Source organism: Paralcaligenes ureilyticus, from assembly GCF_004346225.1.
GTDB classification, from domain to species: domain Bacteria; phylum Pseudomonadota; class Gammaproteobacteria; order Burkholderiales; family Burkholderiaceae_B; genus Paralcaligenes; species Paralcaligenes ureilyticus.
On sequence record NZ_SMAJ01000027.1, the window covers coordinates 1 to 25,979 of the forward strand.

Consider the following 25,979-nt stretch of genomic DNA (forward strand, 5'->3'; position numbering starts at 1 on the left):
GCGACTCGTACAACACCCCTATCTCGTTGCGCGTCTTCACCTCAATGCGCTCCGTTAAATCCCCTCCCGCTATCCGGTCAAAATGTCCCCCAGCCTGAACCAGAGGCTTGATGACCAATCGGCCGAAAATAATGCGGGCCGCAATCATCAACAGCAAGCCGATCAGCACGCCGGCCCCTATCGCCATCAAGGCCTGCCGGAACTTGACGACCGCCACGGCATACGCAGCGGCTTGTTGCTTTTCGATATACGCCGAATACGCATCGATGGCCTTTTCAAACGTTTTGCTGCGTTCAATGCCAAACTGGTTGTTGACATAGTAAAACGTGGCGTAATCCTGATCCTTCAATGCCTGGACCATGGGATCAATGCCATCATCCAGATACGGCCGGTATGTGCTGATCAACTTCACCGACAGGCGCCGGGCGTCGGAATCCTCAGGCAGGTTCTTGCGAAAATCCGTGAAGCTTTTTTTGACCGCATCGAGCATTTTGGTCGCATCGCCCAGCATGTCCGCCGCCTTCTGCTTCACGGCCGCATCCGCAGAGGCGCTCGCCTCTTGCTGATAACGCGCCGCCACCAACAGGGACACGCGCGCATGCAGCATATGGTTGCTCATCAGCAAAACCTGCTTGGCCTGCATATTCTGTTCGCTTATGGCATTCAGCGATCGGCCATTCTGATAAAGAAAATAGGCCGCCACCCCGCCCACGGCCATAATCAACAGCATGAAGAGAGTCAGCCCGCTCATGAGCATGGAGCCTATCCTGGCGCCGCCCAGGCCGCGGCTCCGGGCGCGCCGGGATTTTTTGACATTTTTGGGTGAAATCTGCATGGATACGGGCATGATTGAATTCGATTCCGATGACGCCGCTATGCGCTGCGGCTATTGCGGCAGGCTGTAGGTTACGGCTGGTTCGTAAGCAGGCGGCGTATTGGACAGAGTGCCCAATGGATCCGCCTTGTCCGGTACGTTTTGCGGGGGCGCGGCCGAAACGGCCGCGGGCGGAGATTGCGTCGATACCGGCGCCGATGCCGGAGCCGGGACCGGCACATTGGTACTGTTCACGACACGAATGAATTTGCCATCCGGCCCAAAAGCCAGCCACAGTTCCCGGCGAAAATAAATCGCGTCGGTGAGAAGCGACGCCTTGTGCGCCCAAACGGCCAGCGCAGAACCATCGAGCCGGCTATACACATTGACAGGCTCGGCCCCTAAAATTCGGCTCGCCTGCTCCAGAGTGGTCTGCCCTGGCTTTATTTGCCCCAGATCCATTGCATGAAACGATTGCCCCGACGTGCTGCATGCCGCCAGCCCCAGGCAAAGAACCAAGGCCAGGATGCAGGCAGGAAACCGGGGCCGGATCAAGGCGGCGAGCACGCTTAAAACTCTTCCCATTCCGCTTCGCCAACCGCGCTGCGCGATACAAGCGGGCCGGCGGCGCCGGCAAAAGCCGGAACGCGGGTAGCCGCCTGGGCCTGCGTCCGCACAAGAGTCTGCGCGGACGCCGCAGCCAGTTTCGGTTGTGCGGAGGGCAAGGCCTGGCCGGCATCCTGAGGCGCCTTGGAAATTTCGATTTTGTCATGCCTTGCGGTTGTCGCGATGGCCGCGGTCGCGGCCATGTCAATCACCTGATTGTCGACCGTTTTGAACACGGCCACGGCATCGTTGACCTGTGCCACCTGCTCGCGCAGCGACGCCGCTACAGACGCCGCTTCCTGCACGAGCAGGGCGTTCTGCTGCGTCACGCTATCCATTTGACTCACGGCGCGATTGATCTGGTCTATGCCGGTGGACTGTTCAGTCGTGGCGGCTGAAATCTCGCCCATGATGTCCGTGACGCGCGCCACCGAGGTGACGATTTCTTCCATCGTCGCCCCGGCCTTTTCAACCTGGGCCGACCCCTCGCTTACTTTCTTGACGGAATCCTCGATCAGGCCCTTGATTTCCTTGGCGGCCTGGGCGCTGCGCTGCGCCAGCGCCCGCACCTCGGCAGCCACCACGGCAAAGCCCCTGCCCTGTTCGCCGGCCCGAGCCGCCTCGACCGCCGCATTGAGCGCCAGAATATTCGTCTGAAAGGCAATGCTGTCGATGACGCTCACGATATCGGAGATCTTGCGCGAGCTGGCCGAGATTCCCTGCATCGTGGTGACGACTTCGCCCACCGCCTGACCGCCACGCTGCGCCACTTCGGAAGCGCTGGCCGCCAATTGATTCGCCTGGCGAGCATTATCGGCATTTTGTTTGACCGTGCTGGCAAGCTGCTCCATGCTGGCCGCTGTCTGCTGCAGCGCCGCCGCCTGCTCCTCGGTGCGGCTGCTTAAATCGGCATTGCCCACCACGATCTGCTGCGAACCGGTATTGATCTGACCCATGCCGTGACGCACCGTTCCCACAATACGGCCCAGGCTGTCCTGCATCCGTTTGAGCGCCCCATACAAGACGCCAATTTCGTTTCGGGCAGCGATCTCGATACGCTCGGTCAGGTCGCCCGAGGCGATACGATCGAAATGAGCGCCCGCCTGTTTGAGCGGCCGCAAAACCGTGCGCGACAAAGTCAAGGACACCATCAGCGCCAACAGCACAGCCAGCAGCAGCAGACCGCCAAATACGTACAGGGCTTGCTGGTAGCGTTGCTCGGCAGGCGCCATGAAGTTGTCATGCTCGCCCGCCAAAAAGTCATCGAGACCCTTGAACGCCGCTTCGAGCCCTTGGGCCGTCGTGGCCGACTGAGCCTGTTTGACCTGTTCGTAGGCGGTTTTCACATCGCGGCCGGCCTCGATGCTGCTGGCGGCCATCGCGTCCATTCCCAAGCGGGCCGTGTGCAGGCTATACCAGGCGACACCAACGGCTATGAATGTCAATAAAGACAAACAAAACACCATTAGCGACAGGCTGGTCTTGAGTTTCAAGTGTTTAAGCATCATCAAGAGGTACCTGAATTAAACAAACTATTGCCCTGAATTTTCTTGAATGCCAGGGATGCGGCGTCCAGCGCCGACTGACGCAATTGCAATTCTGAAGATGCCGAGTAGTAATCGACAGATTCCAGTTGGGTCAACTGGGCCGTATAACCCAGATCGCGCGAAGTGCCATTGGCGTTCAACGCATCGATCTGATTCAAGCGTGTGCCGACCGATGCCCGGACCGTGAGAATATTGTCGTAATTCACACTGATCTTCTGCATGGCGGTGGAAACCGCATTGGTCAATTTCGCGCTGGCCGCCGCATTGCCGCCCGCCGGACTCTTCAACGCCGCAATCACGCTATCGAGCGTGCCGAATACATTAAGATTCGTCGATGCCGTGGTATTCACAGTAAAGGTATCGCCCGCATTGGGCTGGCCGGAAAACTGCACTTGAACGCCGCCCGTCATGTCCAGGACGGTGCTGCCCGCCTGATAAGCCACCGGCCCCACCGAGCCCGCGGGCGCGCCAAGCGAATCCGTCATGGCAATGGTGTACTGTAGCGGCGAACCGCTGAACGAGATCGAAAAATTCTTGCCGACGCTGCTGCCCGCGGGATCGGTTACCGTGGGCGTACCGATTTGTCCCGTCCCGGTGTTGGTCGGTAAGGCCGCCGTTAAGTACCCCTGGGTTCCAGGCGTCGCCCGAGAAAAAATATCGGTGCCCAGATCACTGGTCGACATCTGACTGGTAGGGTCCACCTGAACCAGGCGCTGGCCGCTGACGGCGGTCGCGCTGACTGTTCCGGCCGCGTCGGCCACAAACGGAGCCTGTGTTCCCTGCCATCCCGAAAAAATGTACTGGCCATTATCGTCAGTGCTGTTGGCCAGAGCCAACAAACTGCTTTTGGCATTGGAAAGGGTTTCGGCCAGCGTGTTGCGGTCCACATCGGACAGTGCACCGTTGCCGGCTTGAACCAGACTGGCCTTGATGGACTGCATTTGGGTCGTCACCGAGGCCAGTACATTATCTTCGGTGCCCAGGCTGTTCGTAGCCACCTGGCGATTGGCCGCAAACTGCTTATTGATCGATTGCGACTGTGAAATGTTGATGGCCTGCGACGCAGCCAAAGGATCGTCGGCCGGCGTCACCATACGCTGGCCGCTGCTGATTTGCTGATACACGTGCATCAAACCAGCCTGCTGATTGTTGATGGCATTGAGCCCGGTCTGGAAAAGCTGGTTGGAGCTGATACGCATGGCGAAATCCCAAAAAAAATGTGTACACCACCTGGCAAGGCTGCGACGCTAGGAGCGCATGTTCAACAAGGTATCGAACAGCGTCGCACTCACAGTGATCAAACGCGACGCCGCCTGAAACTGCTGCTGATAGTTGTCGAGGTTGACGTACTCTTCGTTTAAATTGACACCGGACACGGCCTGTTGAGCCGCCGTGTTTTGCGCAATCAAGGCGGTTTGAGCCGTAGACGCCGTGGTATTTTGCTGAGTCAGCACCGCAACCTTGTTCACGATTTGCGAATATGACTCGTTCAGGCTCATGGTGCCGTTGCCCAAAACCTTGCTCGTCTGCAACTGGGCCAGCGCAAGCGCGTTGACCCCATTGGCCGACCCTCCGTTGGTGTCGGCGGCCGCAATCTTGGCCGGATCGCTGATCTGCAGCTTCAAATCGTCGGCCGCCGTCCGGGTGGGCTGCACCAGCCAGGAGTCGCCGGCGGCCGGAGTCCCGGACAGGGCCAGCGACAGGCCGGGAATTCCAACACCTGCCAGCGTGGGGCTGGCCGCGCCCACCTGGTTGCCGGCTGGCGACGTAAACACCGAGTAATTGGTGCCGTCGTACTTGACCTGGTAATCGAGTCCCGTCAGTTGATTGGAAGCGGTGGTGACAAAGGAGGCGCTCAGTGCAGCGGCCCCGGCCGTGCTATTGCCCGCATTGGGAATCACCTTGGGGCTGCCCAGCGAGAAAAAATCGGTTCCGGGCGCGCCATTTAAATCGACACCTTGATCGTGCTGGGTATTCACACTCATCGCCAAACCGGCCGCCATCCTGCCCAGCTCGTTTTGCGCAGTGTCGAGCGCCTGGCTGCGATAACTTAGAAGCCCGCCCAAGCTGCCCCCCGTAATCGCCTGGTCGGGCATCTCGACGGGTATCATGGCGCCATTGACGCCCGATACCGCGCTATAGGCGACCACGGTACGCGAAGGATCGGCGGCCGATGCCACAGCCTGCAGGGGAAACACCGTATCGCCGCCCAACAGAATCTGGCCATTGCCGACGGTCAGGTTGATACTGCCGCCCTGGACGCTCGTTTTGACACCGATGAGCTGGCTAAGCTGGGATACCAGCTGATCGCGCTGATCCAGCAGATCGTTGGGCGGTTGCGCGGGATTGCCGGCCTGTGCAACGGTAATTTGATGATTCAAATCCTTGACTCGATCAAGGTAGCTATTGATCTGCGTCACCGTGGTCGAAATTTGCGTATTGATGTTGCCGCGCTGCTGGCTCAGAAACGCGCTGGCGCTGTTGATATTGGTGACCAGGCTGCCGGCCCGGCCCAGCAAATCCTGGCGCACGGCGCTATCGGACGGGGACGAAGCCAACGTCTGCATCCCATCGAAAAACTTTTGCAGTGCAGGCGAAACCCCCACCGTCCGATCGGCAAACAGATTATTCACTTGAGCGATCTGGTTGCCATAGGCATCCAGCGCGGCGCCGCCGGACTGGGAATTGACCAGTTGCTGCGACAAAAAACTGTCGTACGAACGGTTGATGCTATCGACCTGCACACCCTGGCCTATAAAACCGCTGCCTGTGCTGACGGCCCCGGCACTGGACACCTGCACCGTCTGACGGTTATAGCCATCAGTCGCCGAATTATTGATATTGTGGCCGGCCGTTTGCAAACGCAACTGGGCTGCATTCAAACCGGTAAGGCCGAGATTTGCCAAGTTCATGGACGAATTACGCTCTTAATCAATGGGAGCCTTGGGGCCCCCCGTGGACGGGACGACAGCTAATAGCATTTACGGCAAGCAGGCGGAATTATTTAGTCCACACCGGCACAAAACGGGATTCAAGCCGGACTGGAATCGAAGTACCCCATGATCGAGATCAGTTTCTGTGCATAAGCCGGATCGGTGGCGTAGCCCGCATCCTGTATTTTCTGCGCGGCCACCTCGGCACTAGGTGCCCCCATCACTTCCTGATAACGCGGGCTGTTGCCTATGAGGCGCGCATAATCGGCGAATGATTCGGCGTACGATCCGTACGCCCGGAACGGTTGCATCACTTTCTGGGGCACGCCGTTCTGGTATTCCGTGGTCAGCACATTGACCACCTTGCCTTTCCAGCCGGCGCCCGCCTTGATGCCGAACAGGTTATAGCTGGGGCTGCCGTCGGGGCCCTGGATAGCGCGCTGTCCCCAGCCCGACTCCAGCGCCGCCTGGCTGAGCATCAGTTTCAAGGGCACACCGCTTTTGTCGGCCGCCGACTTGGCCGCCGCGGACATGGCCGACACAAAATCGCGTATATGCTCAGGCGCCCCCTTGATGGCGGAAGCCACCGAACCCGCCACTGGCTGCTTGCTCAATAAATCGATCAGGGCCGAGATGGACGAGACGACAGGGGCGGTTGAATCCGGGCCTATGCGCGAACGCAAGCCCGGCAAGCGCGAAGTCGATAATTCGGGCGGCGTGGCCGAAGTCTGCGGCGCCGCATCGCCACCGGTACGTTGCGCATTCATTTGATTAAGCAGCGCCTGCGCCAGGCCTATCCCGGGATTGGCCAATTGCACGCCCATTTGTTCGTCGCTCATGCTTTGCGCCATGCGCGTCTGCTCGCTGTCGAAAGGCCCGGACAAGATGCTCGTCTGGTGCGCCTGCTTCAATAGCATCTGGATGAAAACGGCCTCGAACTGATGCGCCACCTTCTTGTTGGCTTCCGGGTTCGACCCACCCTGAACCTCGCGCTTGAGGCTGCTCAACTGGCTGAAATCAAAGGCCGAGGTGTCGTTGCCTGGCCGGGGAAAGTATTGGGTAAACGACATAGGAGTCTGGCCTTATATGATTTCCAGATCGGCGTGCAAGGCGCCGGCGCTCTTCATGGCCTGCAATATCGACAGCAGATCCTGGGGCGTTGCCCCCAGCGCATTGAGCGCCTTGACCACATCGGCCAGATTGGCGCTGGTGCGCATCCGCTTGATGCTGCCCTGATCGGATCGCATCTCGATCTGGGTGCTGGGAGTCACCACTGTTTGCCCACCGGCGAAAGGCGCCGTGGGCTGGCTGACCTGCGTCTGCTGGTTTATCACGACCGACAGATTTCCATACGTGATGGCCGCCTCATCGATGGTTACGGTGCGATTCATGACGACCGTGCCGGTGCGCGCATTGATGATCACCTTGGCGCGCGCAGCGGGCAGGCTGACCTGCACATTTTCGACCCGCGAAAGGAAAGCTGTCTGGCTTGCGGCATCGGGCGGGCCGCGCAACTGAATGACCCGGCCATCGACGGCACGCGCCGTACCTGGCCCCAGAGCGCGATTCAGAGCCGCGACGACATTTTCCGCAACCCCAAAATCGGTCGTGTTCAGTTCAAGCCTGATCTGGCCATTGCGCGCGAACGTGGTCGGCACGCTGCGCTCGATGATGGCGCCGTTGGTGATTATCCCGCCGTTGAGCTGATTGACCTGGACGCTGGAGCCGCCCGCCTGCGCCCCGGCGCCGCCCACCAGCAAGTTGCCCTGCGCCATGGCATACACCTGGCCGTTGGCGCCCTTGAGCGGCGTCATCAGCAGCGTGCCCCCGCGCAGGCTCTTGGCGTTGCCCATGGACGAAACGACCACATCCACGGTCTGGCCGGGCTGGGAAAAAGCCGGCAAACGCGCCGTCACAATCACCGCCGCCACATTCTTGACCTGCATATTGGTACCCTGAGGCACGGTCACGCCCAACTGCGACAGCATATTGGTCAGGCTTTGCTGCGTAAACGGAGTCTGGCGCACCTGGTCGCCGCTGCCGTCCAGGCCCACCACCAGGCCGTAACCTATCAATTGATTGGCCCGGACCCCCTGGATCGTCGACATATCCTTGACCCGTTCGGCGTGCACTACAGTGGGCAAGGCCAAGCACGCCACGCCCAGAACCGCCCCGAACACCAGGCCTCGCCCTAAACGACATGTAGCGACACCCCTTGTGGGTGTCATTCGGTGTGTAGCAGCACCCCTTGCGGGGACCATCCGATGTGTAGCGGCACCCCTTGTGGGTGCCATTCGGTGTGTAGCGGCACCCCTTGTGGGTGCCATCAACGAAGAGACCAAACGCAGGAAGGTGAAGGCAGGCATCATGTCAGAACGGCGAAATATTCAGGAAAAAACGCTGTAGCCAGCCCATGGTCTGGACTTCATCCATGGTGCCCTTGCTGCGGTACTCAATGCGTGCGTCAGCCACCTGGGTCGACGCAACCGTGTTGGAGCCGGTAATGGAACGCGGATCGACCACGCCGGAAAACCGAATGTATTCGCTGCCTCGATTAATGGCGATCTGCTTCTCGCCGGCAATTTGCAGATTGCCATTGGGCAATACGCCAATGACCGTGGTCGTCAGCGTGCCGGTGAACGTGTTGGCGGCGCTGCTCGAACCCTTGCCCGACGCCTTGTTGGCGCCGGTGGAATCCAGGTTTTGCTTGGCACCCAGTTCGCTGGGCAAAAAACTGGGCACGATATTCATTCCGACCGTAGCGCTGCCGGAGCGATCCGTACTGGTTGCCACGTTTTTGGCGGCGTTGGTTTTTTCCTGGATGACGATCGTGACAATGTCACCCACATTGCGCGGACGCCGATCCTCAAACAAAGGGTAATTGCCGTAGGAGGTCGGCTGGTAGATCGAACCGTTGGCCTCGGGCGGCGGCACAGGCGCCGGTGGGCGTGCCGTCAAAGGCCCGGTCACCACGGGCTCGGGAGGGATCATGGCGCAGCCCCCCAATAACAGCGTTACGGCGCAACACCCTCCCGCAAAAACAAGAAAACGCTTACGCATCATGAAAGCTGGGTCAAGCGCGCAAGCATCTGGTCAGACGTCTGGACAGCCTTGCTGTTCATCTCGTAAGCACGCTGGGTGGCGATCATGTTGACCAGTTCCTCAGCCACATTCACATTCGAGGTTTCCACATACTGCTGCATGACCAGCCCGGCGCCATCCAGACCCGGCTGAGCCTGATTGGGGGGCCCGGAAGCATCGGTTTCAATGTAGAGATTTTCACCCATGCTTTGCAGGCCCGTGGGGTTTACAAAGGTCGAGAGCTGCAATTGACCAATCTGTACATTGGTGCCTACAGCGCCCGGCTGCGTGACCGACACGGTGCCGTCGCGACCGATGGTCACACCCAATGCATTGTTGGGAATATTGATGGGCGGCTGTATCGGATACCCGCCGGCCGTCACCAGTTGGCCATTTTGATCCACCTGCAGACTGCCGTCGCGGGTGTAGGCAAACGTGCCATCGGGCATCTGCACTTGCAGAAAACCATTGCCCTGAATGGCAATATCCATGGAGTTGCCGGTGTTTTTCATATTGCCCTGAGTGTGGATGCGTTCGGTCGCCACCGTGCGCACCCCTGTTCCAAGCTGCAGGCCCGAGGGCAACTGATTGGCCGCGCCCACTTGAGCGCCCGGTTGACGCACCGTCTGATACATCAGGTCTTCGAAAACGGCACGGCCGCTCTTGAAGCCGTTCGTATTGACGTTGGCCAGATTATTGGAGATCACGTCCATATTGGTCTGCTGCGCTTCAAGACCTGTTTTGGCGATCCAGAGTGAACGTATCATGTGTATTCCTTTTAACGCGAGCCAGACTGGCCTCGCCGACAAACTGCGCCTAGCCAACCGACAGGATTGAATTGCCCTTGTCTTCGTTAGTGCTGGCGTCCTGAATAACCTTCATTTGCATTTCGAAATCCCGGGCATTGCTGATCATGCCCACCATCGCCTGGGCCGCGCTGACATTGCTTTTTTCGACGAAACCCGAAACCATACGCACCGCGGGATCGGCCTGCGCCACCGGCGCCTGGCCCGGTGCCATGCGGAACAGACCGTCGCCGCTGCGCTCCAGGCTGGCCGGCGGCGGGTTGACCAGCTTAAGTTGCCCGATCACTTCGATGTCTTTAGGGCTGCTGCCCGCGCCCAGGACCGTAATGGCGCCGTCGGCGCCAAACGTCAAGGTGCCGCGATCGGGTACGGTCACCGGAGCGCCGTTGGCCGCCAACACCGGCAAGCCTTGCGGGCTCACCAGTTGGCCGCGGGCATTGACGGCCAATTCGCCGCCTCGGGTATAGGCTTCGCCGGTGGGTGTCTGCACGCTGAACCAGCCCGGGCCGGTCACCGCCACATCCAGCGCCCGGCCGGTCTGCAACATGCCTCCCTGGCGAAAATTGCTGCTCGGGGTCGAGGCCACGGTCGTCACCCGGGTCGGCAAGCCCTCGCTTGCCACCAGCGGCACCGAACGATAGGCCGACAACTGCTCGCGAAAACCCGCGGTGCTGACATTGGCCAGGTTATTGCTGATCACCGACTGTTGCTCGAGCACCCGCGCGGCGCCGGTCATGGCGGTATAGACGATGCGATCCATAAGGAGTTGGCCTAGAGCCCGGTTATCAGGCTCTGCATGACCTGATCCTGGGTTTTGATGCTTTGCGCATTGGCCTGATAAGTACGTTGCGCGATAATCATGCTGACCAATGCCTTGCTGACATCCACATTGGAGTCTTCCACGGATTGGCCTTTGACGGTCGCCAGTCCATTGGAACCCGGACGGCCCACTATCGCCTGGCCCGAGGTCGAGGTTTCAATCCAGGCGCCGCCGCCAACGGACTGCAAGCCTTGCAGATTATTGAAAGTCGCCAGCGCCAGGGTACCCACCGACTGAGTCTGGCCATTGGTATAACTGGCCATCATGGTGCCATCCGGGCTAAACGATACCCCGGCGAAGTTGCCGGTGGTGTAGCCGTTCTGGCTGAAATTGGACGAGTAATCGCCGCCGAACTGGGTGGAGCTTGTGTAGTCGAGGGTGATGTTCAATGGCGCGGCTAGCGCATTGGCGGAACCCGGCTGAGTCATCGTCAATGCCGATGTCACCGGCGACGTTAGCGTCCCGGCGCCGTTGAAAGACATCTTGTACGGCGCCGCATCCGTTGGCGAAGTAAGCGCGTTGCCATCGAGCCGGTAATACACATTCCAGTTGCTCTGCGCTGGGGGGGTGCCGGCGGCTTTCGCAAAATACTGGGTCAGTTGATGAGAATTGCCCAGAGAGTCATACGTCGTAATCGGCAGCGAATAGCTGTAGGTGGACGCAACGGTGGGATCAAAGGGGGTGACGACGGGATCGATAACCGTCGCATTGGCGTCCAGATTGATCTGACTCGTCATTTGGCTGGTTGCGCTCGGGGCAATATTGCCCACCGGCACCCTCAAAGTCGTCAGATTAGTGCTGCCGGCGCCGACCGGGTAGCCGGTCAGGCGCTGCCCCTGCGCGTTGACTACGTAATTGTCTTTATCAGCAAAAAATTGTCCGTTGCGTGAATACAGGATCTGGCCGTTTTGGTCCTGCAAACGAAACATGCCTTTAGGGCCGTCAATGGCCATATCGTACGGATTTCCCGTGCTGGTAATGTTGCCTACGGAAAAGTCCTGATTGACGCTGGCCAGCTGCACCCCCAGCCCGACACGCGAATTGGCGTACACATCGGCAAACGTGGCTGTGCCCGATTTAAAACCTACTGTCGCCGAATTGGCAATATTGTTGCCTATCACGTCCAGGTCTTGCGCCGCTGCGGCCAGGCCGCTTAAACTTTGTCCGAAACTCATGATTGACTATCCTTCGTGAAATTAAGTGAATTCGTATCAAATGGCAGCCAGAAACGCTGCCGCGAACAGCACAAGCGCTACATGATTTTCCGTACATCCGACAAGGCAACGGTGCCGGCCAGGCCCAAGTCGAGCCGCACACCGTTCGACGCATGGGAAACGCTGCCCACGATGCCCGAGGTCAACACCTGAACAGAGACCGGGGCTGCGGTGGCGTCCGTGGCCGTCACCTGGACCGTGTAGGCACCATCGGGTGCGGAAGCGCCGCCATCGGCCTTGCCATCCCATTGCAAAGACAAGACACCGGCGGGCTGCGCGCCCAGGTCCACCTGGCGCACCGCCTTGCCGCTGGCGTCCAGAATGGTGGCCGTCACATGCGTGGCCGGAGAAAGGATATCGACGCCAAAGGGGGTGGCGTTTTTGATCGTCGGATCGGTCGGATCGCTGCCCAGGGAAACCTTGGAACCGGGAACCAGCACGCTTTTACCTATCAGATTTGCGGCCTGCATGGATTGCGACACATCCATTTGGCCCGACAAGGCCAATAAGGTGTTGTTGAGCTGATTGATGCCATTGACCGTGGACAACTGGGCAATTTGCGAAGTGACCTGTGCGTTGTCCATGGGATTCATGGGATCCTGATTGCGCAACTGCGTGACCAGTAAATTTAAAAACTGATTTTGCGTATCGGACATCAGATTCTGGGTACTGGCGTTTGCCGTCGCCAAAGCTGCCGATGTCGAACTATCCGTGCTGGACGGCGCCGGGTTCGTAATAGTCGTCACAAAAAGCTCCTGAAAAATAGATGCCGAAGTAAGACAGGCACGGACTACTGCCCGATGGTGAGGGTTTTCAACATCAGGCTTTTGGCGGTATTGATGACTTCCACATTGGCCTGATATGAACGCGAAGCGGAAATCATGTTGACGGTTTCGGCGACCACATCCACATTGGGCATAGTCACGTAGCCGCTCGCGTTGGCAAACGGATTTTGAGGGTCGTATTGCAGGCGGGGCGGCGCCGAACTTTCAACCACCTGGGCCACCCTGACCCCGCCCACTGCCTGCATGGAAGACGGATCACCCTGAGGAATCGTCTGAAACACGACCTGACGCGCGCGATACGGCTGGCCGTCCGGGCCCACGACACTATTGGCATTGGCCATATTGCTGGCCGAGACGTTCATGCGTTGCGATTGCGCCGCCAGGGCCGACCCCGCAATCTGAAAAATACTCATCGTCGACATGTCATTTCCCTTATTGCTGCAAGGCGGCCATCATGGTTTTTATACGCTGCGAAATCAACGTCAGATCGCTCTGGTAACGCAAGGTATTGTCGGCAAACTGAACACGCTCGGTGTTCATGTCCACGGTGTTGCCGTCCAGGCTGGGCTGCAGCGGTTGCCGATACAAAAGCCGGGCCGGATCGGGGCTTACCGCTACAGCGGGAATATGCCGCGCCGAGGTGAGCGTAAGCTTCGTATCGGGCAAACGCATGGAATCGCCCATGGCACCCTGCAAGGCCTTCTTGAAATCAAAATCGCGCGCCTTGTAATTAGGCGTGTCGGCATTGGCTATATTGGACGCCAGCACCTCCTGGCGCTGCTGGCGCAAATTAATGGCAGCCTGATAAAAACTGAAATCTTCGCTAAGACGATCGACCATTTATGATCTCACCAACATTCGCAGGCCACCTTGCCTGCCGCACAGCCCCATTCACAACGCCCAATACAGCAGCCCTCGTGCCTTATCACACAGGGAACATGGTAATGTGAAGCATGCCCGCACAAAGTAGGAAACAAACCGCAATTTATCGCCCAATTCCGGTTATGCGGCGCAGAAGCTTCTCTATAGAATGTCAGCATGCAGAAGATTCTTGCCCTATTCCTGTGGATGGCCGCCTGCGGCGGCGCGGCGCATGCAAACGCCGTGCCGGGCGCGCAAAGCATTGCCCAGATCACCGCTCAGGCGCAGGACTTTTTGCGCCAGCAAGCGGACAACTACCCGGGCACGCCACAAATTACCATCGACGCCTCGCGCCTGGACACGATGCCGGCCTGCACGCAGTTGCAGTTCTTCCTGCCCGGCGGCCGTCTGCGATCCACGATATCGGTCGGCGTGCGCTGTACGGCGCCCCACCCGTGGACGAATTATGTGCAAGCCACTGTCGGCATCCAGGGCTCGTACTATGTGCCCGCGCGCAACATCAAGCCGGGAGAAACCCTGGAGCCGGGAAATCTCGACAGCCGCAGCGCCGATCTGCTGACGCTGCCGCCCGGTACGGTGATCGATCCGGGCCAGATTATCGGCCGCATAGCCACCCATCGCCTGATCGCGGACACACCCATCAAGAGCAATGCCCTGCGCAACCCGCAATCGATACTGCGGGGCCAGACGGTGCGCCTGGAAGCCCGCGGCGAAGGTTTCGTGGCAAGCAGCGAAGGCCGTGCCCTGCAGGGCGGCGCGCCCGGCACCCAGGTACAGGTGCGCACGGCCACAGGACGAATTGTGACCGGCACCATCGTGGACGGAGCGACCGTTTCGGTCATAAACTAAAGTTTAGCGTTGTGACGCCGTTACCCCTTATCATGGGAACCTGGTATTAAGGGTTCAGCCGCACTTCGGAGATCTTCTTGAAAATCTACTCCTCGCCCCCTAAAAGCCCGCTGACAGGCGGCGTTGCGCCGGCCCGCAGCGAGAGCGCCGGCGGGATTTCGTCGCCGGCTCAGGGCAACCCGGCCAGCAGCGCCGTCGATCTCAGCCCCGCAGCGCGTCAATTGTCCCTTTTACAAAACAGCGACAACGACATCAACGGGCCGCGCGTCAACGAACTTCGCGCCGCTATCGCCGCCGGCCAATTAAAAGTCGACCCCAGCCGCATTGCCGACGGGCTGATCGCCAGCGTGCGCGATTTGCTTAAATAATTCTTGGGCACCCCATGAGCAAACCAATCGACCCATTACAGAGCTGCCTGCGGCAGGAAGCAGCGCTGATTCAACAATTCATCTCGGTGCTGCAGGCCGAGGCGCACGCTCTCGAACAAACCGCCGATACCGGCGCGCTTATCGCCTCGACCGAGGAAAAGAATCGTCTTTACGGCTTGCTCACGCAAGCCGGCCAGGAGCGGCAAGCGCAACTACAGGAGCTCGGGTATAGCACGGATAAAGCCGGCCTGGACGCCGCCGCCCACGAGTACCCCGTCTTGAAACCGCTATGCCAGGATCTGTTCGACCTGGCCAAACAGGCCGGCGAGATCAACACCTCGAACGGCGCCGTCATCGATATCCATATGAGACGCAATCAACAGGCCCTGGATGCCTTGCGCCGCCTGGGCAATATGGACCCTCTGTACGATGCGAGCGGCCGGGCTCATCACGCACCGACCCACAGAAAAAACATTAAAGCGGGTTAAACACCCCGCGGCCTTGCACGGGATATCAGGCGATTATTTCACGCAGGGCGAACAGCTTGAGCACGCCCGACACGGTCGATGCCAGCGACGCGGCTCCTCCTAAACCACTGACCATCGCTCGAACCGATTCAGCATCGGGCGCCTGCATGATCCGCCACGTCGCCAACCCAAGCTGCATGGCCAGCAATGCGTGCGCCGATTCGGGCCGATCGCCGGACCCCAGCAGATGCCAGCCGCGCGCCGCATAACGAAAACCCGCCTTGCTCTCGGTTTGCGCGATCAGCCACGCCCCCTGCCGCCCGGTTTCAATTTGCTCAGGACTCAGGTTGCTCAAACCACAATGCGTCTGAATGATGGCTCCGCTGTGCCGGTCAACGACACGCACGGCCAGCATGTGCAAAGCCAGCACGCCTGTCTTGCCGCGCGCGGGCAGTTCAACGGCCTGCGCGCCTACCCAAAGCGCCAGATCTTCGATGGCCAAACCGCTTATTCGAGTCAGGCTCAGCCACCGCGATGCACGGGCCAAGGGTTGATAAACCAGCGTCTTGGCCAAGGCCCCGGCGGTGGTCGGGCCGGTGGCCGTGCTCATTTTGGTGGCGCCCGGCACGTGCGCGAGCCACTGCTGCGCCGACAACCTGCGCCATAGCTGAGAATTGCCCCCTTCAAGCAGATGGACACAAGGCAAACCGCTTGCACGGCGAGCAAACTCATCGACCTGCCGGAACACCGCAACGCTTGGGCCGGGTGCGACAAGCGCCGACTCGCCCGACGACGACAGCCAGCCTTCCGCCCGGGCAAGCGATTGCATGGGTGTGCCCAAGGCGACTGCCCTGTCTGTCAGCAGCATCGTGGCGCGCAAACTGGCCGGGCCGTCGGGCGATGTCAATCCCACCCTGTCGTGCACGGCCAGCACATAAGCACCCTCCACGCGGGCCAGGTGATTGTGTACAGACGCCCATTGCTGATCGATCAGGCTCTGCACGGACACGGCCGCCTTCGCCGCGCCGGTATGCGAGCGCCACAGATCCAGGGCTTCCGAGCAGGCGAGGTCGTTTTCCAGGTAATCGCAGGCGGCTTTCACATGGGCTTGCGTGGGCGTGGCGCCGGCGGCCACCCCGAGTCCCGCGCTTGTCAATGCCAGCAGTTGGGGCAACAGTTGCCGGCGCCGCTCACCCTTGACCGCATCGGCCGGCGCCGCCTCAGGGGTCTTGGCCAACGACATCATGGCGGCCAAATCGGCCTGCGTCGGCGCATACAAGGCGCGCGCCCGCGGCCTGGGCGCCAGAGCCTGATCGGCCAGTTCGCGGGCCGACAAAAACAACAGGTTTTCGGGCACTTTCTGGCCATTCGAAACATAATGCACCGGAAGCTGATAGCGAATCGCCGTATCGAGCGCCGCGCCCATACGCGAGGCCTCGTCGAGCTTGGTGATGATGCAGCCCGATATCGGGTCACCGCCGTCGTTGCAGTAAGAACGGGCGACTTCGTCCAGGGTATCGCCGTGGCTGGATGCATTCAGCACCAACAGGCGCTGCACCCGGCGCCCCGTACCGGCCAGCATGGCCGCCTGTTCAACAATATAGCGATCGCGCTGGCTGGTGCCGACGTTATCGATCAGGATTGTCTGGTCCGGACTTATGCCGCCCACAACGCGCTTGAGCTCATCGGCATCTTGCACAATATGGACGGGCGCGCGCATCATTTGCCCATAGATCTTCAATTGTTCATGAGCGCCGATTCGATAGGTATCGGTCGTGAGCAGCACGACTTTTCCGGCGCCCTGGCGCTTGATGCAGCGCGCGGCCAGTTTGGCGATGGTGGTCGTTTTGCCTACTCCGGTCGGGCCTACCAGGGCCAAGACGCGCCCAGGAATCCACAAATCGTCTTCCTGGGCCAGAGTTGGCAAATGCGCCGTCAATTCATGACGCACCCACTGCATTGCGGCCTTGGCCGACAAGTGTTCCGGCAGATGCTTGAGCATGGCGCGCAGCAAGGCTGTGCTGAACCCCAGGCCCATCAGTGTCTGAAACAGGGAAACAGCCTGAGGCGCGCGCCGCAATTGGCTGCCCCACAGTAGTTCGTCGATGCGCGTCTCGAGCGAGCCGCGCAAATCGCCGATGGCCCCCATCACATCGGCCGCCGGCTCGGCAGTAGCCGAACCCGGCCGCGGGCGCGGTTCGGGTTTGGGCTCGTGCGCAGCGTCCCAGGCCATGGCCGGCGCGGCGGCGTCGGCATCGGACGGTGCAACGGTGGGATCGGTCGCCATGATTTCAACGCCGCCGTTAACGCGGCGATTCGAAACGATCAGCGCTTCGGAACCTATCGCCAGTCGCACCTGCCGCATGGCTTCGCGACTCGTGTTGCCAAAAAAACGACTTACATTCACGTTGCTGCCCCACCTATCAGGCTCGTTACGCGCAACATGCGCTCATCGGAGATTTCAGAATTCGAGAGCACTCCGATTTGTGGAATGTGGTGGCGCAAAAAGCGCGCCAGCGATACGCGCAGCGCCGCCGGTACCACCACGACGGGCGCATCGCCATTGGCTTCCTGCGCCTTGACCGCCCGGTCGGTATCGGCAAGCAAGGTCTCGGCCAGCCCCGGCTCCAACGCCCCGCTGGTCGACAAGGCTTGCGCCAGCACGCGTTCCAACCTGGCCTCCAGAGCGATCACGCGCAACTCGCCTTCGCCCGGAAACCATTGCTGGGTAATGGCCCGGCCCAGCGCCACCCGCGTCAAGGCCAGCAACTCGCCCGGATCGGGCCCGGTTCCGTTGGGGTTGAGCGCCGCCAGGCGCGGCGCGTGCTCGGCCACGGTATCAATAATGGAGCGCACATCGCGTATCGATACCTCTTCGTCGAGCAGGCCGCGCAGCAGCTTCTGCAAAAGGGTGAGGGAAACCGTTTTGGGCACCAGGTCTTCGATGAGCTTGGGAGCTTCCTTGCCGATATGATCGAGCAACTGCTGCACCTCCTGGCGGCCCAGCAGATGAGCGCCGTGCCGGTGCATCAGGTGATTCAGATGTGTGGCGACGACCGTTCCCGCATCCACGACGGTGTACCCGGCCACCTGGGCCTGCTCGCGCACCGTGGCATCGACCCAGAACGCAGGCAGGCCGAAAGCGGGATCGGTTGTGGGCGTGCCTGGAAGCTTGGCCTGGACTCCGCCCGGATCGATAGCCAGCCATTGGCCCGGCGTCGCCACGCCGCGACCGATCTCCACCCCCGACAGCAAAATCCGGTAATCGTTGGGCTTGAGTTCCAGATTGTCCCGGATATGAACCACCGGCGGCAAAAAGCCCATGTCCTGAGCGAACTTTTTGCGCAGACTCCGGATCCGATGCAGCAACTCGCCGTTTTGAGCATGGTCAACCAGCGAAATCAGGCGATAGCCCACTTCCAGCCCCAAGGGGTCGACCAGAGCCACGTCGTCCCAGCTGGCTTCGGCGGCCGCGGCCTCAACGGCGGCCTGGGCCTTATGCGGCTCCTGGGCCTTCAGGGCGCGTTCGGATTGCTGGCGCTTGAACAACAACCAACCCGCGCCGCCCAATATCGCCGCCAACAGCAAAAAAGCAACATGCGGCATGTTGGGAATGAGGCCCATGGCGGTCAGAATACCGGACGTAATAAAGAGGACGGCGGGATTGGCAAACAACTGGCTGACCATTTGCTGCCCAACGTCCTGATCGGTCGCGACCCGCGACACCACCACCCCTGCCGCTGTCGAAATTACCAGAGCGGGAATCTGGGCGACCAAACCGTCTCCGATCGTCAGCAAGGTATAGACATGGCCGGCATCGGCGAAGCTTAGCCCATGCTGAGCCACGCCCACGATCAGGCCACCGATGATATTGATGACCATGATCAGCAGGCCGGCCACCGCATCGCCGCGCACGAACTTGCTCGCGCCGTCCATCGACCCATAAAACTCGGCTTCCTGCGCGACTTCACTGCGACGCCGGCGGGCTTCGTCTTCACCCACCAGGCCGGCGTTCAGGTCGGCGTCGATGGCCATTTGCTTGCCGGGCATGGCGTCGAGCGTAAAGCGCGCGCCCACCTCGGCAATACGGCCCGCGCCTTTGGTGATGACCACAAAATTGATGATCACCAAAATGATGAACACCACGATGCCCACGGCAAAATTTCCGCCCACCAGAAAATGCCCGAAAGCCTCGATGACCTGCCCCGCCGCATCGGGCCCTTTGTGGCCATGCAGCAAAACGACGCGGGTCGAGGCCACATTAAGGGCCAGGCGCAACAAGGTCGCAAACAGCAATACCGCCGGGAAGGCCGCGAAATCCAGCGGCTTTTTGGTAAACATGGCGACCAGCAGGATCATCACCGCCAGGGAAATATTGAAAGTGAACAGCAGGTCGAGAATAAACGGCGGCAAAGGCAGGATCATCATGGCCAAAACCATGAGGATCAATATCGGGCCGGCCAGGACGCGCGCATGTTGCGCGCCATTGTTTCTTAATAGTGCGATAAAGCCATTCATAAGGTGCTAGTTGACATCCGGTCGAGATCCCGGGGATCGAGCTCCTGCGGGACCGGCAAATGGGAGGGTCTGGAAGGCTCGGCACCCTGGCCGGCATTCCAGCTGCGCAACTGATATACCCAGGCCAGCACCTCGGCCACTGCGGTATAGAGCTCTACCGGTATCTCCCGCCCCAGTTCGACATTATGGTACAGGGCCCGCGCCAGGGGCGGCGCCCCCAACAGCGGCACACCATGTTGTGCCGCCAGCTCGCGTATGCGTGCGGCCAGCAGATCCGACCCTTTGGCCACCACGCGTGGAGCGCCGCCACCGCCTTCCTGATACTTGAGCGCGACCGCAAAATGCGTCGGATTGGTCACCACCACGTCGGCCTTGGGTACCTCGGACATCATGCGGCGCTTGGCCATCGCCCGCTGCTGCTGGCGTATGCGGCCCTTGACGTGGGGATCGCCTTCGCTTTCCTTGTTCTCTTGCCGGACTTCTTCGCGGGACATCTTCAATTTTTTATAATGGCTCCAGAGCTGCCAGGGGACATCGATCATGACGATCAGGAACAGAGAGCCCACGATCAGGGCGCAGCACAAGGCCACCAAGGACATGCCCTGGGCCAGCGCCGCGCGCGGCGTGGAATGCATCAGCATGATCATCTGGTCGCGGTAATGCCAGATCACCATCGCCCCCACCGACCCGACCACCACCGCCTTGGCAAGCGTCTTGACCAGCTCGATCAGGGTTTGCGAGGAAAACATGCGCTGTATGCCCTTGGCGGGATTGAGCCGCTCGAACTTGGGCTCCAGGGGCTTGGCCGAAAACAGGAACCCCCCCAACGCCACCGATGACAGAAGCGCCGCCAGGATCAGAACGCCAAAAAGCGGGGCCAAGGCCACAGCCGTCTGCAGCGCCGATCGGGAAGCAACGGCCAGCATCATGCTGGTGTCGCGTCCCAGGCTCTGATCGAACCACAGACCGGCGCGCATGACCTCGCTCAGATTGCGATAAAGATCCGGGCCGCCTATCCACAAGCCGGCCACGCCAACCGCCAATAGCGCGAACGTGTTGAGCTCGCGCGAACGCACAATCTGGCCTTCCTCGTGCGCCTTCTCCAGGCGCCGGGGTGAGGCCGGTTCGGTTTTTTCGAGGTCGCTTTCCTCTGCCATCGGGGGATGCGCGGCCGGCTTGCGCCCAAGGGCCTTGGCCGGACTACGACTGCCATTCAGTGATAAAGAGTGATTCCGTAGGAGATTCTAGAGGAAGCGCCCACGAATGATCGCTCAAGCAAGCCCCGTAAACCTGCTTAATTCAAACGACAACCGTCGCATCAGGCCGGCTGGCTCGCCGCTTGCGGCTCTGCGTTGAGAGTGGCGTCGAACTGGCCATAATCGACGCCGATGCGCACCGCGCCCCAGCGGCTTTGGTCCAGATCCAGCGGAATGGACAGATCGGTGATGATCTCGCCCGTGTCGCGCATATAGGTCTGGCACAGGACGCCCAGCGAATTGGCTACGGCGGCCATGCTCACCGGGTCATCGAAAATCCGCTTGTGCCGCACATGCGACGTATCATGTGCCAGGTCGCCGGTGGGCGCCTGCGAGTAGCGCGTATTGTGGGCCGGACAATAGCCATTTTTATCGATCAGCAAGACGTAGGAACACGCCGGCACCTGATTGAGCACATAATCGAGTATTTGCGTCAGCTTCTGATCCACAGCGGCATCGTACAGAGTCTGGTAGCGCGGTGGGTTGCTGCCTGCGATGCGGCGGTATTGCCGATCAAAAATATCGACGCCCTGGTTTCGAGTTTGCGTCAGCAATTTGACACACGCCGCACGCAAAGAACCAAGCATGCCGGCGATCCAGTCAAAAGGCGTATTGCCGGTGCGCAAAAAGGCCAGCATCTCCTGCATGCTTTCAGTTTTATCGCGCACCCCTACGACTTGATCGCTCATGGTGGCCATGCGATTTTGCACGTGCGCACTCAAGGCGGCGATCCGGGCGATTTTCCTGCCCATATCGTGATTCGTGCCGTTGACCTGCGATACGGCCCGCACCACGTCGCCTACCTCGCCTTGCATACGGTCGAAATCCTTGACGAACTGATCGAAGCTGGCCGTAAACTGCGTCACTACCTGATCGGAGGACACCATATCGAGATGTATCTGAGTCGTTTGATCGCGCGTGTCCGATACCAGATCCAGAATCTCTCCCGTGTGCTTCACAATTTCGCCGGTCGCGGCATTGACCCGTTCAGCCAGCTTGCCCACTTCACTGGCCACGACGGCAAAGCCCTTGCCCGACTCTCCGGCGCGGGCCGCCTCGACCCCCGCATTCAACGCCAGCAAATGCGTTTGCAGGGCAATATCCTTAATCAGGCGGCTGGTATTGCCAACCGATTGCGCGCGCTGGCTCAGTTGCGACACCACGCCCGAAAAAACCTCCATTTGAGCAGACACGCGGGCAATGCGCTGGTGCAGATCGTTCAACTGATTGAGGGTCTGATGCGCCACGACCAATTGGGAATTGAAGGTGGCGGCGATGCCATTGACCCCGGCCAATGTCTGCTCGGAAAGTGCCTCGATCTGGCTGCCGCTGGCCGCCAGCGTTTCCGCCTCGGAGGCCTGTTCAAGCACCATGTCGCGGCACGCGTGGGCCTGCGACTGCAAACGCGCAGCGTTCAGCGCAATATCGATGCTTGCCTGGCGCATGGCGATCAGGCGGACACGCAAGGAGCTTAAAAACCGCGACAAGGACCAGGCAACGGGGCTGAGCGTCCAGGCACGATCGTCCAGAGTCGCCCGGCCCTGGCTCAGGCGCCGCAATAATCGGCCCAAACCCAGCGTACGCTTGGTTTTTTGCTTCATGTCCTGTCTCCTCGTTGTCATACCGGCCTACACCGCTCCGATCGTGCAGGCCGTACCGTCTACCGTTAAAAACCCAAGCTGGCCAGCAGATCGTCCACCTGATCCTGACTGGTCACCACGTCGGCCTTGCCCTGCTGGCCAACCTGCGGGCCATTCAAAAGCGTCACCGCCTCGTCGCGCCGTTCCTGCGGAACGTTATCGATCAACACCTGAAGCAACTCGGTTTCGATCGCCCCGATCATTCCGAGCATCCTCATGACGACTTGGCCCGTCAAATCCTGAAAATCCTGGGCCATGATGATTTCCATCAGACTGGTTTGCGAAGCCTGCGTTTTATCGGGAATGGCACGCAGCAGGGAACGTGTGTCGTCGACCAGTTCGCGCGCCTGCCCGAGTTCGACCGGATGGTCGAACCAGGCTTGCCAGCGCCCGTCGAGAGCTTGCGCGTCATGCTGCATCTGCTCTTGCAGGGGCTGCATGGCTTCGGCTGCGTTCAACACCCGATTGGCCGCCTTTTCCGTCATAGTCGCCACATAGTGCAGGCGATCGCGCGCATCGGGTATGGCCTGGGCCGCGTCCTTGATGGCCTGATCCAGGCCCAGTTCGCGCATGCCTTCGCGCAGCATGCGGGTCAGATTCCCAATACGGTGAATGAGGTCTGCAGACTCGGGAACTCCCTTGGCGGAATTTTCAGAAACACCCATGATTTTCCTCCTCAAGCTCCGGCTTTCTCGAATATTTTGTTCAGTTTTTCTTCCAGCGTAGCCGCCGTAAAGGGCTTGACCACGTAACCGTTGGCGCCGGCGTGGGCCGCGGCAATAATGTTTTCTTTCTTGGCCTCGGCCGTTACCATGAGCACCGGGATTTTGGCCAGGGCCGCATCGGCCCGAATCTGCGTGAGCATGGTCAGTCCGTCCATGACCGGCATATTCCAATCGGAAACCACCAGGTCGAAGTTGCCATTGCGCAATTTTTCAAGACCCATAGCCCCGTCGTCGGCTTCGTCGACATTTTCATAACCCAAATCCTTAAGCAGATTCTTGACGATGCGACGCATGGTGGGGAAGTCGTCAACCACTAATATTTTCACGGCTTTCTGTACCACTTGTTACTCTCCAAAAATAATAAACAGCCAAGAGATACCGAATACGGTCAAACTCGATGGCCATAGGAACCACAGCTCGCTAGAATGCGCTCGCTCATATCGTGCAAAGGCACCGCTTCGATGGCGGCGCCGATATGCAGAGCCTCTCGCGGCATGCCGAACACCACGCAACTGGCCTCGTCCTGGGCAAAGGTGAGCGCCCCGGCCTGCCGCATCGCCAGCAAGCCTTGCGCGCCGTCTTTACCCATGCCGGTCAAAATAACGCCTACGGCATTTTTCCCGGCAACGGCCGCCGCGGAATGGAACAGCACGTCGACCGACGGCCGATGCCGGTTGACCGGCTCACCATAGTCCAGGTCGATAGTGTAGTTGGCCCCGGACCGGGCAAGCTTCATGTGCGCCACCCCGCCTGGAGCCAGATAAACGTGGCCGGGCAATACCCGCTGGCCCTGTTCCGCCTCGTGCACCTGCGCGGCGCAAAGATGGTCCAGGCGCTGCACGAACGATCGGGTAAATCCGGCCGGCATATGCTGGGTAATCAGTATGGCTGGGCTGTTGGCCGGCAAAGGCTCCAGAACCTGGCGTATTGCCTCGGTGCCGCCGGTCGATGCGCCGATCAGCACCAGCTTTTCGGTCGTGGATAGCAGCGGTGCCAGGCGCTTGGGCGCCAGGGTCGCCGGACGGGCCAGACGGGGACGAGACTGCGCTGCGGCCCGGATTTTGTCGGCAATGAGGTCGGAGTACCCGATCAGTCCGTCGCGCAAGCCCTGCCTGGGTTTGGCAATAACGTCGACCGCGCCCAGTTCCAGGGCGCGCAACGTCGCCTCGGAATTGCGCTCGGTCAACGACGAGATCATCACCACAGGCATAGGCCGCAGACGCATCAGGCGTTCCAGGAAATCCAGGCCATCCATGCGCGGCATTTCCACATCCAGGGTCAGGACATCGGGGTTGTGCTGCTTGATCAGATCGCGCGCGACCAGCGGGTCGGGCGCCACCGCCACCACTTCCATATCGGCGTGCCCGTTAATGATTTCCGTCATCAACCCGCGCACCAACGCCGAATCATCTACACACAGAACACGGATCTTTTTCATTGCCCAGCGGCCTTTCACTCAAATAATATCAACGCGTATCAGGGACGCTTGTCGCCACGAGCTCTGACATAAACTGTCTGACCCTGCAAGCGAAATGCCTTGGTCAAATAGGTAAAATTCTCCGAATGCCCCACAAACAGCAAACCGCCCGGCCTGACCACCGTGGCCAATCGCGCCAGAACTTGCGTTTGGGTTTCCTTGTCAAAATAAATCATGATGTTGCGGCAAAAAACAGCATCCAGCTTCCGGTCGGCCGGCCACGCGGACGACATCAGGTTAAAGACGCCGAATTGCACCATATCGCGTATAACGGGCTTGACTCGAACCATACCCGCCTGCGAGCCTGTGCCACGATGAAAATACTTTCTCAATCGATCTTCGGGAACCGGTTTGACGCGCTCCAGGGAATAGACTCCCTTCTTGGCCTGTTCAATGGCACGCGTATCGATATCGCTGGCCCAAACCGATACCTGGGAGCCGCTTCCGGGGAAAACATCCTGCAAGGTCATGGCAATCGAATAAGGCTCTTCGCCCGTCGACGCCGCGCAACACCAGACGGACAAAGGCAGCTTGCGGCCGCGCGCCCACTCGGCCAGTGTGTCGAAATGATGGGCCTCACGAAAAAATGCGGTGTGATTAATGGTGAACGCATTCACGAAATAATCCCACTCGGGCGAATCGCCCTGCAGCTCGAGCAGGTCCAGGTATTCATCAATGGAACGCTTGTTCAAACGCCTGGCCCGCAAACCCAGGGTGCGTTCCGCCATTTCGCGCTTGTGCCCGCCCAGCACGATTCCCGACCGGGCCCGCAACAAACGCGCCACCCTGTCGAAATCCTGCTGATTGACTTCGGCCAGTGCCTGTGTCGCGAAAAGAGATTGCGGGGCAAGGAGTGTCATGGATCAGTATCCGCCGCTCATGTGGCGACAGCTCTTGTGGCTGCCGGATCGTTCAGAGCCGATGCGGTATTCATACCGCATCGATGGCACCCACAAGGGGTGCCGCTACAAAAACACGCGACGCCGACCCCAGCTCGCGCGGCACGCCCGCCTCGATCACCTCGGCCGTACTCAGCTTGAACACCGACACCGCCTCGCTCAACCTCCCCGCCTGCTCCTGCAACGACCCCGCCGCGGCCGCCGCCTCCTCCACCAGCGCCGCATTCTGCTGCACCACCCCATCCATCTGCGCCACCGCCTCATTCACCTGTCCAATCCCCTCGGACTGCTC

At 60.1% G+C, this 25,979-nt stretch carries 24 protein-coding genes and 2 pseudogenes; 3 read left to right on the forward strand and 23 right to left on the reverse strand.

Annotated features, from left to right (window positions below; translation table 11 throughout):
• From EDC26_RS19500 to flgB, 14 genes and pseudogenes are all read right to left on the reverse strand, one after another.
• Positions 1-847: Tar ligand binding domain-containing protein (locus tag EDC26_RS19500; RefSeq protein WP_132586223.1), on the reverse strand; the 847-nt coding region annotated here is incomplete at its 3' end.
• Positions 848-886: 39 nt separating this feature from the next.
• On the reverse strand, positions 887-1,399 hold the full coding sequence (locus EDC26_RS19505; RefSeq protein ID WP_132586226.1) for a hypothetical protein: 513 nt from the start codon (positions 1,397-1,399) through the stop codon (positions 887-889).
• A pseudogene (locus tag EDC26_RS19510) lies at positions 1,384-2,550 on the reverse strand (methyl-accepting chemotaxis protein); the annotation flags it as partial. The gene EDC26_RS19505 and the pseudogene EDC26_RS19510, both read right to left, overlap by 16 nt.
• Before the next feature lie 377 nt (positions 2,551-2,927).
• Positions 2,928-4,166 (reverse strand): flagellar hook-associated protein FlgL, encoded by a 1,239-nt coding sequence (gene flgL / locus EDC26_RS19515; RefSeq protein WP_132586232.1) that lies wholly within the window; start codon positions 4,164-4,166, stop codon positions 2,928-2,930.
• 48 nt (positions 4,167-4,214) lie between these two features.
• On the reverse strand, positions 4,215-5,879 hold the full coding sequence (flgK, locus tag EDC26_RS19520) for a flagellar hook-associated protein FlgK (RefSeq protein WP_132586235.1): 1,665 nt from the start codon (positions 5,877-5,879) through the stop codon (positions 4,215-4,217).
• A 119-nt stretch (positions 5,880-5,998) separates the two neighbouring features.
• Positions 5,999-6,970: a flagellar assembly peptidoglycan hydrolase FlgJ gene (gene flgJ / locus EDC26_RS19525; RefSeq protein WP_132586238.1), complete on the reverse strand. Its 972-nt coding sequence runs from the start codon at positions 6,968-6,970 to the stop codon at positions 5,999-6,001.
• Positions 6,971-6,982: 12 nt separating this feature from the next.
• Entirely contained in the window at positions 6,983-8,128 is a 1,146-nt protein-coding gene (locus EDC26_RS19530) for a flagellar basal body P-ring protein FlgI (RefSeq protein ID WP_132586241.1), read from the reverse strand.
• A 142-nt stretch (positions 8,129-8,270) separates the two neighbouring features.
• Entirely contained in the window at positions 8,271-8,960 is a 690-nt protein-coding gene (locus EDC26_RS19535; protein WP_132586292.1) for a flagellar basal body L-ring protein FlgH, read from the reverse strand.
• Entirely contained in the window at positions 8,960-9,748 is a 789-nt protein-coding gene (gene flgG, locus EDC26_RS19540) for a flagellar basal-body rod protein FlgG (protein WP_132586244.1), read from the reverse strand. Before flgG ends, EDC26_RS19535 begins: the two co-directional genes overlap by 1 nt.
• 49 nt (positions 9,749-9,797) lie before the next feature.
• Entirely contained in the window at positions 9,798-10,547 is a 750-nt protein-coding gene (gene flgF, locus EDC26_RS19545; RefSeq protein WP_132586247.1) for a flagellar basal-body rod protein FlgF, read from the reverse strand.
• A gap of 11 nt (positions 10,548-10,558) precedes the next feature.
• On the reverse strand, positions 10,559-11,782 hold the full coding sequence (gene flgE, locus EDC26_RS19550; RefSeq protein WP_132586250.1) for a flagellar hook protein FlgE: 1,224 nt from the start codon (positions 11,780-11,782) through the stop codon (positions 10,559-10,561).
• A 77-nt stretch (positions 11,783-11,859) separates the two neighbouring features.
• Positions 11,860-12,567, reverse strand: a complete 708-nt coding sequence (locus EDC26_RS19555; RefSeq protein WP_132586253.1) for a flagellar hook capping FlgD N-terminal domain-containing protein — start codon at positions 12,565-12,567, stop codon at positions 11,860-11,862.
• Positions 12,568-12,611: 44 nt separating this feature from the next.
• Positions 12,612-13,028, reverse strand: a complete 417-nt coding sequence (gene flgC, locus EDC26_RS19560) for a flagellar basal body rod protein FlgC (protein ID WP_132586256.1) — start codon at positions 13,026-13,028, stop codon at positions 12,612-12,614.
• Between the two features lie 10 nt (positions 13,029-13,038).
• Positions 13,039-13,446: a flagellar basal body rod protein FlgB gene (gene flgB, locus EDC26_RS19565; RefSeq protein ID WP_132586259.1), complete on the reverse strand. Its 408-nt coding sequence runs from the start codon at positions 13,444-13,446 to the stop codon at positions 13,039-13,041.
• Between the two features lie 198 nt (positions 13,447-13,644).
• Here flgB and flgA point away from each other — a divergent pair, with 198 nt between their 5' ends.
• From flgA to EDC26_RS19580, 3 genes are all read left to right on the forward strand, one after another.
• Positions 13,645-14,337, forward strand: a complete 693-nt coding sequence (gene flgA / locus EDC26_RS19570; protein WP_132586262.1) for a flagellar basal body P-ring formation chaperone FlgA — start codon at positions 13,645-13,647, stop codon at positions 14,335-14,337.
• Between the two features lie 77 nt (positions 14,338-14,414).
• Positions 14,415-14,705, forward strand: a complete 291-nt coding sequence (gene flgM / locus EDC26_RS19575) for a flagellar biosynthesis anti-sigma factor FlgM (RefSeq protein ID WP_165931077.1) — start codon at positions 14,415-14,417, stop codon at positions 14,703-14,705.
• Between the two features lie 14 nt (positions 14,706-14,719).
• Positions 14,720-15,193 carry a flagella synthesis protein FlgN gene (locus EDC26_RS19580; RefSeq protein WP_132586265.1) on the forward strand — a complete coding sequence of 158 codons (474 nt, stop codon included), beginning with the start codon at positions 14,720-14,722 and terminating at the stop codon, positions 15,191-15,193.
• 25 nt (positions 15,194-15,218) lie between these two features.
• Here EDC26_RS19580 and flhF read toward each other — a convergent pair whose 3' ends face one another.
• The 9 genes and pseudogenes from flhF to EDC26_RS19625 form a co-directional block, all read right to left on the reverse strand.
• Entirely contained in the window at positions 15,219-17,579 is a 2,361-nt protein-coding gene (gene flhF / locus EDC26_RS19585; protein ID WP_132586268.1) for a flagellar biosynthesis GTPase FlhF, read from the reverse strand.
• The gene (gene flhA, locus EDC26_RS19590) at positions 17,576-19,690 is read right to left on the reverse strand and encodes a flagellar biosynthesis protein FlhA (RefSeq protein ID WP_132586271.1); all 2,115 of its coding nucleotides are present in this window, start codon (positions 19,688-19,690) and stop codon (positions 17,576-17,578) included. The genes flhF and flhA overlap by 4 nt, the downstream gene beginning before the upstream one ends.
• The gene (flhB, locus tag EDC26_RS19595) at positions 19,687-20,847 is read right to left on the reverse strand and encodes a flagellar biosynthesis protein FlhB (protein WP_132586274.1); all 1,161 of its coding nucleotides are present in this window, start codon (positions 20,845-20,847) and stop codon (positions 19,687-19,689) included. The genes flhA and flhB overlap by 4 nt, the downstream gene beginning before the upstream one ends.
• A gap of 161 nt (positions 20,848-21,008) precedes the next feature.
• Entirely contained in the window at positions 21,009-22,547 is a 1,539-nt protein-coding gene (locus tag EDC26_RS19600; RefSeq protein ID WP_132586277.1) for a methyl-accepting chemotaxis protein, read from the reverse strand.
• A 65-nt stretch (positions 22,548-22,612) separates the two neighbouring features.
• Entirely contained in the window at positions 22,613-23,251 is a 639-nt protein-coding gene (gene cheZ, locus EDC26_RS19605; protein WP_132586280.1) for a protein phosphatase CheZ, read from the reverse strand.
• An 11-nt stretch (positions 23,252-23,262) separates the two neighbouring features.
• On the reverse strand, positions 23,263-23,652 hold the full coding sequence (gene cheY / locus EDC26_RS19610; protein ID WP_132586283.1) for a chemotaxis response regulator CheY: 390 nt from the start codon (positions 23,650-23,652) through the stop codon (positions 23,263-23,265).
• Between the two features lie 47 nt (positions 23,653-23,699).
• Complete coding sequence (locus tag EDC26_RS19615; RefSeq protein ID WP_132586286.1) at positions 23,700-24,749, reverse strand: protein-glutamate methylesterase/protein-glutamine glutaminase; 1,050 nt, start codon at positions 24,747-24,749, stop codon at positions 23,700-23,702.
• A gap of 38 nt (positions 24,750-24,787) precedes the next feature.
• On the reverse strand, positions 24,788-25,648 hold the full coding sequence (locus EDC26_RS19620) for a CheR family methyltransferase (protein ID WP_132586289.1): 861 nt from the start codon (positions 25,646-25,648) through the stop codon (positions 24,788-24,790).
• A gap of 70 nt (positions 25,649-25,718) precedes the next feature.
• Positions 25,719-25,979 (reverse strand): annotated as a pseudogene (locus EDC26_RS19625) (methyl-accepting chemotaxis protein); the annotation flags it as partial.

Coding starts and splice junctions, on each gene's coding strand:
- EDC26_RS19530 (WP_132586241.1), bottom strand. CDS start 8,128: ATGACACCCACAAGGGGTGTCGCTACATGTCGTTTAGGGCGAGGCCTG.
- EDC26_RS19535 (WP_132586292.1), bottom strand. CDS start 8,960: ATGCGTAAGCGTTTTCTTGTTTTTGCGGGAGGGTGTTGCGCCGTAACG.
- flgL (WP_132586232.1), bottom strand. CDS start 4,166: ATGCGTATCAGCTCCAACCAGCTTTTCCAGACCGGGCTCAATGCCATC.
- flhA (WP_132586271.1), bottom strand. CDS start 19,690: ATGAATGGCTTTATCGCACTATTAAGAAACAATGGCGCGCAACATGCG.
- flhB (WP_132586274.1), bottom strand. CDS start 20,847: ATGGCAGAGGAAAGCGACCTCGAAAAAACCGAACCGGCCTCACCCCGG.
- flgA (WP_132586262.1), top strand. CDS start 13,645: ATGCAGAAGATTCTTGCCCTATTCCTGTGGATGGCCGCCTGCGGCGGC.
- cheZ (WP_132586280.1), bottom strand. CDS start 23,251: ATGGGTGTTTCTGAAAATTCCGCCAAGGGAGTTCCCGAGTCTGCAGAC.
- EDC26_RS19620 (WP_132586289.1), bottom strand. CDS start 25,648: ATGACACTCCTTGCCCCGCAATCTCTTTTCGCGACACAGGCACTGGCC.
- flgE (WP_132586250.1), bottom strand. CDS start 11,782: ATGAGTTTCGGACAAAGTTTAAGCGGCCTGGCCGCAGCGGCGCAAGAC.
- EDC26_RS19600 (WP_132586277.1), bottom strand. CDS start 22,547: ATGAAGCAAAAAACCAAGCGTACGCTGGGTTTGGGCCGATTATTGCGG.
- flgC (WP_132586256.1), bottom strand. CDS start 13,028: ATGTCGACGATGAGTATTTTTCAGATTGCGGGGTCGGCCCTGGCGGCG.
- flgB (WP_132586259.1), bottom strand. CDS start 13,446: ATGGTCGATCGTCTTAGCGAAGATTTCAGTTTTTATCAGGCTGCCATT.
- flgK (WP_132586235.1), bottom strand. CDS start 5,879: ATGAACTTGGCAAATCTCGGCCTTACCGGTTTGAATGCAGCCCAGTTG.
- EDC26_RS19505 (WP_132586226.1), bottom strand. CDS start 1,399: ATGGGAAGAGTTTTAAGCGTGCTCGCCGCCTTGATCCGGCCCCGGTTT.
- EDC26_RS19580 (WP_132586265.1), top strand. CDS start 14,720: ATGAGCAAACCAATCGACCCATTACAGAGCTGCCTGCGGCAGGAAGCA.
- flgF (WP_132586247.1), bottom strand. CDS start 10,547: ATGGATCGCATCGTCTATACCGCCATGACCGGCGCCGCGCGGGTGCTC.
- flgJ (WP_132586238.1), bottom strand. CDS start 6,970: ATGTCGTTTACCCAATACTTTCCCCGGCCAGGCAACGACACCTCGGCC.
- EDC26_RS19615 (WP_132586286.1), bottom strand. CDS start 24,749: ATGAAAAAGATCCGTGTTCTGTGTGTAGATGATTCGGCGTTGGTGCGC.
- flgG (WP_132586244.1), bottom strand. CDS start 9,748: ATGATACGTTCACTCTGGATCGCCAAAACAGGTCTTGAAGCGCAGCAG.